The sequence below is a fragment of the Microcoleus vaginatus FACHB-2002 genome (assembly GCF_040004035.1).
Lineage (GTDB): Bacteria > Cyanobacteriota > Cyanobacteriia > Cyanobacteriales > Microcoleaceae > Microcoleus > Microcoleus vaginatus_C.
The window spans coordinates 1-10,015 of the sequence record NZ_JAMPLN010000074.1; the positions used below are offsets into that span (position 1 = coordinate 1).

A 10,015-nucleotide genomic window follows, 5' to 3' on the forward strand; every position below is an offset into this window, starting at 1 on the left:
GGTGCGCTGATGAGGAAACTGGTGCATTTGGCTTTTGGGATTTTAAAATCCCAAAAGCCTTTCGACCCAAATTATTTACTCGCGACCCCTTGACAGTTCAAGACAGTATCTACGGGGGCTACGCCAACGAAGAGGATCGCCAGCAGCTTTTACTTTAGGTTGGAAAGCTCATCAAAGCAGCATCAGTCTCAATACTGTTAGTATAGACTTCGATTCGCGAATATTTACTATCATTTCTCCCTGATTATACTTCACTTTTCCTCTGTCGGCCATCAAATTTATATTTCGCAACATTTACGAGTTGTTTTCTCGATACAGCTAATGCTTTTATTTGCAACTAAAAATAGATGCTTTTACGGAATCTTTAAGATAGAGTGGCAACAGCGAGTCTTTTTTAAATTTTTGATAAAGAACGGGTTACTCGGCGTCAAAATGGTAAAAACTTTAGGTAGAAACTAAAAAACTTAGTGGAGATTAATTTGAGGATTCTCATAAAAAATCATTGTATATTATATGATAAAAAGTAAGGATTGATAGTAAATCGTTCACCTACAGATTAAGATTTTCATGGATATTCAATTAATTAATATCGGTTTTGGTAACATTGTGTCTGCTAATCGAGTGATTGCCATTGTCAGTCCCGAATCAGCGCCAATTAAGCGGATTATTACTGATGCGCGGGAGCGGGGACAACTGGTTGACGCGACTTACGGGCGTCGCACGAGAGCGGTAATTATTACAGATTCGAGTCACGTCATCCTCTCGGCGATTCAGCCGGAAACGGTTGCTAATCGTTTTGTGGTGAGCAAAGATGGTCAAGGTCGGGATGATTGAGGTTTGTCAGTTGCAATTTGAGCGTTTACAGTCTAAAGTAAGCGGAAACTTAAATTGTTACACGTTTCTATTCTAAAGATGAAATCTGGTAAATTAATTGTTCTGACGGGGCCTAGCGGTGTGGGGAAAGGCACCCTAGTACGATCGCTCCTCAATCGCCATTCCGAATTATATCTTTCGGTATCGGTGACAACTCGATCGCCCCGTGAGGGAGAAATTGAGGGAAAGCATTACTATTTTGTCAGCCGCAGCCGTTTTGAACAAATGGTTGAGGCTGGAGAGTTGGCGGAATGGGCTGAGTTTGCCGGTAATTTTTACGGTACTCCTTATTTTGGTCTCAAGCAAGGAATTGGTGAGGGAAAATGGGTAATCCTCGAAATTGAGCTCGAAGGGGCTAGGCAAATTAGGAATAATTTTCCACAGGCGCTGCGAATTTTTATTTTACCTCCTTCTTGGGAAGAATTGGAGCGGCGACTGCGGAGTCGGGGTCAAGATTCCGAAACGGCGATCGCCCGTCGGTTGGTGCGGGCTAAAGAGGAAATTGAAGCTGCAGGGGAATTCGATTTCCAAGTTGTTAATGATGATTTGGAAGTTGCTTTGAAAAAGCTAGAATCAATACTTAATGTGGTTGAGCTTTCAGGTAACTAATGAGTAATTACCCATTTCTCCGTCCTGGCTAAAACTTCGCTACTTTGTTTGATAGCAACACAAACTTTTAAATTCAATTCCAGAATATTCAATGAAGGCGAAATTTTTCTCAATGGTTCAATTTCGCGAGCAGAACAGCCCAACATTTCCATATAAGCTAGCGTCCAGCCAATAGCTGCAATGTCCCCTACATTGCCTTCTCCGGCGCAAAGGTAACAATCCAATTCGCCCTCCGATCCACACTCAGGACAAACCCAATTGCCCAGTTGTGAATGGGGCAGATTTGTGCGGGAGGCGGATGCAATTGTTAATGCTTTAATATGATTTTGAACTACTTGTTTAAAACCTCGGTTTTGGTTGCTGCGGTGGTCGGAATTACCGTGCGATCGCCCGATTGCTACTGCTTGCTGGTGTGGCGAAGCAAGAGAGGCTGTTTGGTTCTCCCTGGTTACTCTAGATTCGCCTAGGTTCGCAGTTAGCTGAATACCATAGTCTTTCGACTCTTCAGTCTGAGAGTGGTTGAGTGCGCTGGAGGAATCGGGTTCGGAAGTTGTGAAGGATTGTTCTATGCGATCGGCAAAATCTTGCATTGAGAGGTGATGTTCGATCGCCAAAGACCAAGTTCTTTTATGTCGGAGGTCGCCATATTTTCTGGCTTCTTCCTCAGTAATGCCGATCGCCGCAGCCTCTTGGCGCAGCACATTCATCGAAGTCATTGTATCTGATATCATTAGTTTGTTTGCAGTTAAAATTACGATCGCCCGCTCAGCCTACAAATAAATTACCTTAGATATACTACAATAGTCCGGACTATTTTGAGATCCTAGTCGGAAACCCTTGATTTTTCGTTAGGAAGTCGATTCTGCAATCGCCCTGAAACCCTTATTTTACGCTTGGCAATCGCACACTGTCCGAAGCATTGATAGTAGCCTAAATCTAAAATCTAAAATCTAAAATCTAAAATTGGATGACTTCAATTCTTCCCGATACAGCTTTATCTGTTGCCGGACTAACATCATACCTGCAAGAGTTGTTGGAGGGCGATCGCAACCTGCAATCCGTTTGGCTGACAGGCGAGGTGTCGAACGTTTCGCACCACCCCAGCGGCTGCTTTTTCACTCTGTGCGACACCGACAAAAGCGCTGCGATTCGCTGCGTGGTGTGGAATTCTCTGCGGCAGAAATTGGTGCAAATACCCGCCAAAGGGGAACAGTTGCTGGTTTTGGGAAGCATCCGGGTTTACAAAAATCGCGGCGAGTACCAGTTGACTGTTGTGCAATCGCTACCGGCTGGGGAAGGATTGCAGGCTTTGCGGTTGCAGCAATTGCGATCGCGCTTGGAGGCTGAGGGTTTCTTCGATCCCGCCAGAAAGCGCCCGATTCCCGCACACCCGCAAATTGTGGCGGTGGTGACATCCGATACTGGCGCTGCTTGGGGAGACATTCAGCGCACTCTAGCCCAAAGATATCCGGGTTTGCGGGTGTTGCTGTCGCCGACAGGAGTGCAGGGAGAATTGGCTGCTGCTGCCATTGCTAGGGCGATCGCCCGTGTAGAATTGGACGGTAGGGCTGATGTGATCATTTTAGCGCGCGGCGGCGGTTCTGCGGAAGATTTGGCTTGTTTTAATGATGAGAGAGTTGTCAGGGCGATCGCAAATTGTGCGATTCCAATTATTACAGGTATCGGGCACGAAAGAGACGAATCTCTCGCGGATTTAGTAGCAGATAAACGAGCCCACACTCCGACAGCAGCGGCGGCTCAAGCTGTACCAATTTTGGCAGATCTTTACTTTGAACACAAGCAGCGAATGGTCAATTTAGCAAGTGCTGTGCGGGCAAGATTTCAGACAGAAGAAGAGCATTTACAACTGTTACAAAATCGGTTAAAACGTTTGCCTGCGACATCCCGAACTTTGCGGCAAGCAACTGGTAAACTGGAAGTATTGCAAGAAAAGTTAGCCGCACTGAATCCGGCGGCAGTATTGCAAAGGGGTTATGCAGCGGTAATCCAAAGTGACGGTACGATCGTCCGCAAAACTGACGGTTTGGAATTGGGAGAAGAATTGACTGTGAGGTTGAGTCAGGGCGTGCTGAAAGTTAAGATTGTAGAAGTATTGGATGCAGAAGAAAAGTTATGATTGATTCGCAGTTGCGCCAGTCTGACTGGAATTATGAGGAAACGGTCGATCGAATTGAAGCGATTATCGATCGGGTGGAATCGGGAGAGTTGCCTCTAGAGGAGGTTTTCGAGCAGTTTGGGGTGGCTGTGGAGTGTTGGCAGGAGTGCGAAAGATTTTTGGCGCGGGGGAAGGAACAGATGGATTTGTCGATCGAGCTTTTGGCTGCGGAACCCGATTTTTAAGCGCAGGTGAACGGGGATTAAGGCGGATGAAATAGCGTGTTTTGTCGAACTCCATACTATCGGCAAGGGTTTCGGCTATGCTTAGACGAATATTAGACAAAATACTAGCCTGTTGGCTGCGATACTATGTTGGAGCGAATTCAGTAGGGTTAGACAAGTCAATTTCAAGAAGCCTTGAGTCTTGTCAACAGACCTTGATAATCTACCGAGAGGTTAAAGACCGCTAAAGTGAGGGGTCAGCATTGGGTAATCTGCGAAATGTTTACGCTTCCCCGGGCAACTCTATGCCTTGGCGATTGAGTACCATCAGCAGTCGTTGACCATCGCCCGTAAAGTTTATGACTGCCAAAAATGGAGAGCCAAACATGATTAAAGTCCCTGGAATTGAAGTTTTAGCCCAAATTTACGAAAGTGCCAATTCCCTGGTCTATCGAGGGATTCGAGAACAAGATCACAAAGCAGTAATTCTCAAAGTTCTGAAACAAGACTATCCCACGCCCTCTGAGCTAACCCGATATAAGCAGGAATATGAAATCACCCGCAATCTGGACATAGATGGTGTGGTTAAAGCTTATGCCTTAGAACCGTATCAAAGAACTTTGGTTATTATTTTAGAGGATTTTGGCGCATCATCCTTAAAACAATTGATGAATGGCCGTGTAGGGACGCATGGCATTGCACCCCTACCAGAATTTCTCAACATCGCTATCAGAACGGCTGAGATTTTAGGTACTATTCACGCTGCCAATGTCATCCACAAAGATATTAATCCTGCCAACATCGTCTTTAACCCAGAAACAGGAATTATCAAAATCATTGACTTTGGTATCTCCACTCAATTAACCCGCGAAAATCCTACGCTGAAAAATCCCAATGTTTTAGAAGGCACTTTAGCCTATATGTCACCGGAGCAAACGGGACGAATGAATCGTTCTTTAGATTACCGCACTGACTTTTACTCTCTCGGCGTTACCTTCTACGAACTACTTACGGGACAGTTACCTTTTGAAAGTACCGATGCGTTGGAACTGGTGCATTGTCACATCGCCAAACAGCCAATACCCCCTCATCTTTTAGGAAGAGGAGAGGGGGATAGAGGGAGAGGGGGAGAACCTTGTCCTAAAGCCGTTTCGGATATTGTCATCAAGCTGATGGCGAAAATGGCAGAGGAACGATATCAAAGTGCCTGGGGCGTCAAAGCCGATTTAGAAGAATGTCTTTACCAACTACAGACAAGTGGAAATATATCAGACTTTCCCCTCGCCTCGTCAGATATTTCTGACAAGTTTCAAATTCCCCAAAAACTCTATGGACGTGAGGCTGAAGTTGAAACTTTACTTGCAGCATTTGAGAGAGTAGCGGACAATCCCCAACCGCAAATCGAAATGATGTTGGTGGCGGGCTATTCCGGTATTGGTAAGTCATCGCTGGTAGCCGAGATTCATAAACCGAATACCCGACTTAGGGGCTACTTTACAGAGGGCAAATTCGACCAATTTCAGCGCAGCGTGCCCTACAGCGCGATCGCTAGTGCTTTTCAAGGATTGGTGCGGCAACTGTTAACCGAGAGCGAAGCACAATTGGAGCAATGGCGAGAAAAACTGCTACGCGCATTTGGTACTAGCGGTCAAGTGATTATAGACGTGATACCGGAAGTGGAGCTGATAGTGGGCAAACAGCCGCCCGTGTCAGAGTTAGGGCCAACCGAGTCGCAGAACCGCTTTAATCTTGTCTTCAGCAAGTTCATTCGGGCCTTGTGCGCCAAAGAGCATCCGTTGGTTATCTTTCTGGATGACTTGCAGTGGGCGGACTCCGCCACCCTTAAGTTAATAGAACTGATGATGACAGATGCTTCTATGCAATATCTGTTTCTGATTGGGGCGTATCGGGACAATGAAGTCAGCCGAGCGCATCCCTTAATGATGATGCTGGATGGATTGCGTAATCAGGGAGCAACTGTCAATTCTATTACCTTAGCCCCTTTAGCACTAGAACATATTAACCAACTGATTGCCGATACCTTACATAGCAATACCAACCAAAGTCAACCTTTAGCAAACCTGATCATGAGCAAAACGGGAGGCAATCCGTTCTTTGTCAATCAGTTCCTGAAAACCTTACACAGCGAAAACTTAATAACGTTTGATTTTGAACGTCACCGCTGGCAGTGGGATATTTCAAACATTGAAGCACAAGGCATCACCGACAACGTGGTGGAGTTGATGATTGGTAAGTTAAAGAAATTGCCAGAATCTACTCAACAAATTTTGCGTTTAGCATCTTGTGTAGGCGCTTCTTTCGACTTAAACACCCTCGCCATCATTTGTGAAAAATCACCGCGAGAAATTTTCTCAGATTTGGTAATAGCAGTGCAGTCAGGGTTAATATTGCCAAAATCAGAGTTAGACGCAGAACTGTTAATTCAAGATTATAAATTCTTGCACGACCGGGTACAACAAGCAGCTTATGCTCTCATTGATGATGACCGCAAAAAAGCGGTGCATCTCCAGATTGGGCAGTTGTTACTAACTAATGTCTCTAATGATGAGCAACCGGAAAAAATCTTTGAGATAGTCGATCATCTAAATTTAGCTTGGGAATTGATAACTGATGAATCCCAACTTGTTGAATTAGCGCGGTTGAACCTTGAGGCAGGGAGAAGAGCCAAAGCTTCAACGGCTTACGCTGCTGCTCTAGTTCAATACTTTACTCCGGGAGTAGAGATTTTACCGGGAGATATTTGGCAGGAGCATTACGAATTAACCTTTAATTTATATCGAGAACTGTCTGAGTGTGAGTATCTCTGCGGTCATTTTGAAAAAGCAGAAGAATTGGTCGATGTCATATTAAGTCGAGCCAAATCTAATTGGGAGCGAGCGGAAATTCAAAACATTCGTATAGTTGCATACGAGCGAAGTGTCAAATATTTAAAGGCTATTAATACAGCTTCAGAAACTTTAAAGAGTTTAGGATTAACTTTGCCAACTACCAAGTCAGAAATTTTGGCGGAATTTGAATTAGAGTTAGGAGTGTACAGAGCTAATTTGGAAAGAATCAACATAGCTGAGCTAATAGATGCACCGGAGATGATTAATCCCGAAATTATACTCTGTATGAAACTCTTAATGAATATTAGTGCGCCTGCTTATTTTGTTGACCAAAATTTGTTAGCTTTAATTTCTCTAAAAATGGTCAATCTTTCTCTTGAATATGGCAAATCAGAAGTCTCAGCTCATGGATATGTTTTCTGGGGATTTATAGCAGGATCGAGGTTAATTGACTATAAGACAGGTCATGAATTTGGTCAATTAGCTCTCCAGATTAGTGAGCAATATAAGAATGTTAATTTAGTTAGCAAAGTTTGCGATCTATTTGGTGGTCATATTAGTCCTTGGCGTTACCATCTTAAGAAAGCTTTTCCGATTCTTAGAAATGGCTACCTAGCCGGAGTGGAAACTGGAGATGCTTATGGCGCTTATAATTCTTACAATTTAATTCTCCAAAAAATCCTAATTGGCGATGATTTCAGTAGCGTTATTGAAGAATCCTCCAAGCATATTGAGTTTCTTAAGCAAACCAAAAATCAGGAGTTTTTGGGAGTTCAGCAATTGTTTCAGCATTTCATCTTAAATTTACAGGGATTAACTCAGGACAAGTTTTCTTTTAATGATGAGGAGTTTGATGAATTTCAGTGCCTCCAAATGTGGCAGAAGACCAACTTTATGTCTGGAGTAGCACCGTATAAAATCTTGAAAGCCCAAATTTTATTCCTCTATGGAGATCATGAAAATGCTCTAAAAGAAATAAAAAAAAGTGATGAAATTTTAGTCTTCGTTTCAGGTATACCCATTCAAGCCGAACATTACCTTTACTATTCTCTAATTTTAGGCACTCTTTATCCAATCGCCAGCAGCTCCCAGCAGAAAGAATATTGGGAAACTTTAAAAACAAATCAACAAAAGATGAAAATCTGGGCAGATAACTGCCCGGAAAATTTCCTCCACAAATACCTATTACTGGAAGCAGAAATAGCTCGGATCTCTGGTAAAGAAATAGAAGCGATAGACTTATACGATCGCGCCATTTCTTCAGCCCGTGAGCATGGGTATATTCAGAATGAAGCTTTGGGCAATGAACTAGCAGCCAAGTTCTGGTTAAGTAAAGGCAAAGAGGAAATTGCCCAACTCTACATGAAAAAAGCTCACTACGGCTACCAACGCTGGGGCGCTAAACGCAAGGTGGAAGATTTGGAGGAAAAATATCCGCAGTTACTGCCTAAATCATCTGCCACCAAAAGCATTACTTGCCTTCACACGACAACTTCCTATTCCACAAGTGGTAGTCAGTCAGGCGAAGCTTTAGATTTAGCCACAGTGATGAAAGCATCCCAAGCGATTTCCGGCGAAATTGTACTGGAGAAATTACTCACCTCCTTGATGAGAATTCTCATTGAAAATGCCGGGGCGCAAGTTGGTTGTCTGATTTTAGAATCTCAGGAAAAATTGCTGATTGAAGCAGAAGTATCTGTGGATTCAGAACAAGTCACTGTCTTACAGTCAATCAACATTGAAAATAGCGAACAACTGCCACTAGGCGTCATCCAATATGTTGCAAGAACTCAAGAGGATGTCGTTTTATCTGATGCTACTAACGAAGGAGTTTTTAGTCGTGAACCCTATATTGTTAAAAATCAGCCCAAGTCACTCTTATGTATTCCTATTATTAATCAAGGCAAACTGATCGGTATTGTATATCTAGAAAACAATCGGACTGCGGGGGCATTTACCCCAGATAGATTGGAAGTTTTAAAAATCTTATGCTCACAAACATCTATTTCGATTGAAAATGCCAGACTCTATCAAAACTTAGAAGATAAAGTTAATGAAAGAACCGCTCAACTAGCTCAAGCTAACGGAGAAATTAGTAGCCTCAATAAAAAACTCAAAGCCGAAAATGTCCGAATGAGTGCAGAACTCGATATAGTCAAACAATTGCAACAAATGGTGTTGCCCAAACAGTCAGAACTCGCAGCAATTGAAGGCTTAGAAATAGCTGGATTTATGGAACCAGCAGATGAAGTTGGCGGCGATTACTATGATGTACTGCCACAGGATGGTCAAGTCAAGATTAGCATTGGTGATGTAACGGGACATGGTTTAGAAAGTGGCGTGTTGATGATTATGGCACAAACGGCTGTCAGGACGCTTCAGAAAATGAATGAAACAGATCCAGTGAAGTTGTTGGATATTATAAACCAGACACTTTATGACAATCTTCAGCGCATTAACTCGGATAAAAACATGACTTTAGCCATCTTAGATTATGCCGGAGGTGTCCTGAAATTAAGCGGACAACATGAGGAAGTGATCGTGGTGCGCGCTGATGGAACATTGGAGTGCGTAGACACGATGGATTTAGGCTTTCCCATTGGCTTAGTAGAAGAGATTGGCGAGTTTATTTCTCAAACAGAAGTGCAGTTGAATTCTGGAGATGTGGTGGTGCTTTATACTGATGGAATTCCTGAAGCTAAAAATATTAATAAAGCGCAGTACGGATTAAAAAGGTTGTGGCAAGTGGTGGTTGAAAATCGTCACCGTTCAGCCGCAGAAATTCAGGAAGCTGTTATTGCTGATGTGCAGCAGTATATTGGTATTCAGAGGGTGTTTGATGATATTACTTTGGTGGTGATGAAGCAGAAATAGAGTAACAATCTCTTGCCAACTCAGCCCCATAAGCAATACAAGCCAAAACGTCTTCTCGTTCATTCCCGGATATTCCTCAAGTAATTCTTCAAAAGTCATTCCACTAGCGAGAAAGTCAAGGATCAGAGAAACCCAGATGCGATGGCCGCGAATACAGGGTTTGCCAAAGCAGATATTCGAGTCGATTGAGATGCGAGACAGTAAATTATTTTGAGTCATGTCTTTTCAATTAGATATTTTCCATTGATTCATTGTAACCCACATTCCGCAGATGTGTGTAAAATTTTTTTATCCGTTCTGAAAAGTTGGAGTCAAAAAGTTTTTCCGTTTAACTTATGCGGTTTTAACGTCACGGACACCTGTCAACTCTCCCGAAATTAAATAAAGTGAAATAATTGACTTTTTTTAATAGCTTGATGGCGCTTTTTTCTCGAAACAACTAAGCTTTTTAGCCAAGCCAACTCCTGCCA

General features: G+C 43.2%; 7 protein-coding genes. 5 read left to right on the top strand and 2 right to left on the bottom strand.

What is annotated here, in order from left to right; all coding sequences use genetic code 11:
- Positions 1 to 567 precede the first annotated feature (567 nt).
- Both remA and gmk read left to right on the top strand, forming a co-directional pair.
- A complete protein-coding gene (gene remA / locus NDI35_RS29245; RefSeq protein WP_333046047.1) occupies positions 568 to 834 on the top strand; it encodes an extracellular matrix/biofilm regulator RemA in 267 nt (88 codons plus the stop codon).
- 78 nt (positions 835 to 912) lie between these two features.
- Positions 913 to 1,482: a guanylate kinase gene (gmk, locus tag NDI35_RS29250; RefSeq protein WP_445315761.1), complete on the top strand. Its 570-nt coding sequence runs from the start codon at positions 913 to 915 to the stop codon at positions 1,480 to 1,482.
- On the opposite strand, the gene NDI35_RS29255 is transcribed toward gmk, so the two are convergent.
- Positions 1,479 to 2,213 (bottom strand): hypothetical protein, encoded by a 735-nt coding sequence (locus NDI35_RS29255; protein WP_445315762.1) that lies wholly within the window; start codon positions 2,211 to 2,213, stop codon positions 1,479 to 1,481. The genes gmk and NDI35_RS29255 overlap by 4 nt on opposite strands.
- A 236-nt stretch (positions 2,214 to 2,449) precedes the next feature.
- Here NDI35_RS29255 and xseA point away from each other — a divergent pair, with 236 nt between their 5' ends.
- The 3 genes from xseA (at position 2,450) to NDI35_RS29270 (ending at position 9,545) form a co-directional block, all read left to right on the top strand.
- Positions 2,450 to 3,619, top strand: a complete 1,170-nt coding sequence (gene xseA, locus NDI35_RS29260; RefSeq protein ID WP_445315763.1) for an exodeoxyribonuclease VII large subunit — start codon at positions 2,450 to 2,452, stop codon at positions 3,617 to 3,619.
- Positions 3,616 to 3,843, top strand: a complete 228-nt coding sequence (gene xseB / locus NDI35_RS29265; RefSeq protein WP_333046043.1) for an exodeoxyribonuclease VII small subunit — start codon at positions 3,616 to 3,618, stop codon at positions 3,841 to 3,843. Before xseA ends, xseB begins: the two co-directional genes overlap by 4 nt.
- Before the next feature lie 365 nt (positions 3,844 to 4,208).
- Positions 4,209 to 9,545: an AAA family ATPase gene (locus tag NDI35_RS29270; RefSeq protein WP_445315764.1), complete on the top strand. Its 5,337-nt coding sequence runs from the start codon at positions 4,209 to 4,211 to the stop codon at positions 9,543 to 9,545.
- Here NDI35_RS29270 and NDI35_RS29275 read toward each other — a convergent pair.
- Positions 9,441 to 9,764 carry a DUF433 domain-containing protein gene (locus tag NDI35_RS29275; RefSeq protein ID WP_445315765.1) on the bottom strand — a complete coding sequence of 108 codons (324 nt, stop codon included), beginning with the start codon at positions 9,762 to 9,764 and terminating at the stop codon, positions 9,441 to 9,443. The genes NDI35_RS29270 and NDI35_RS29275 overlap by 105 nt on opposite strands.
- Between the last annotated feature and the right edge of the window lie 251 nt (positions 9,765 to 10,015).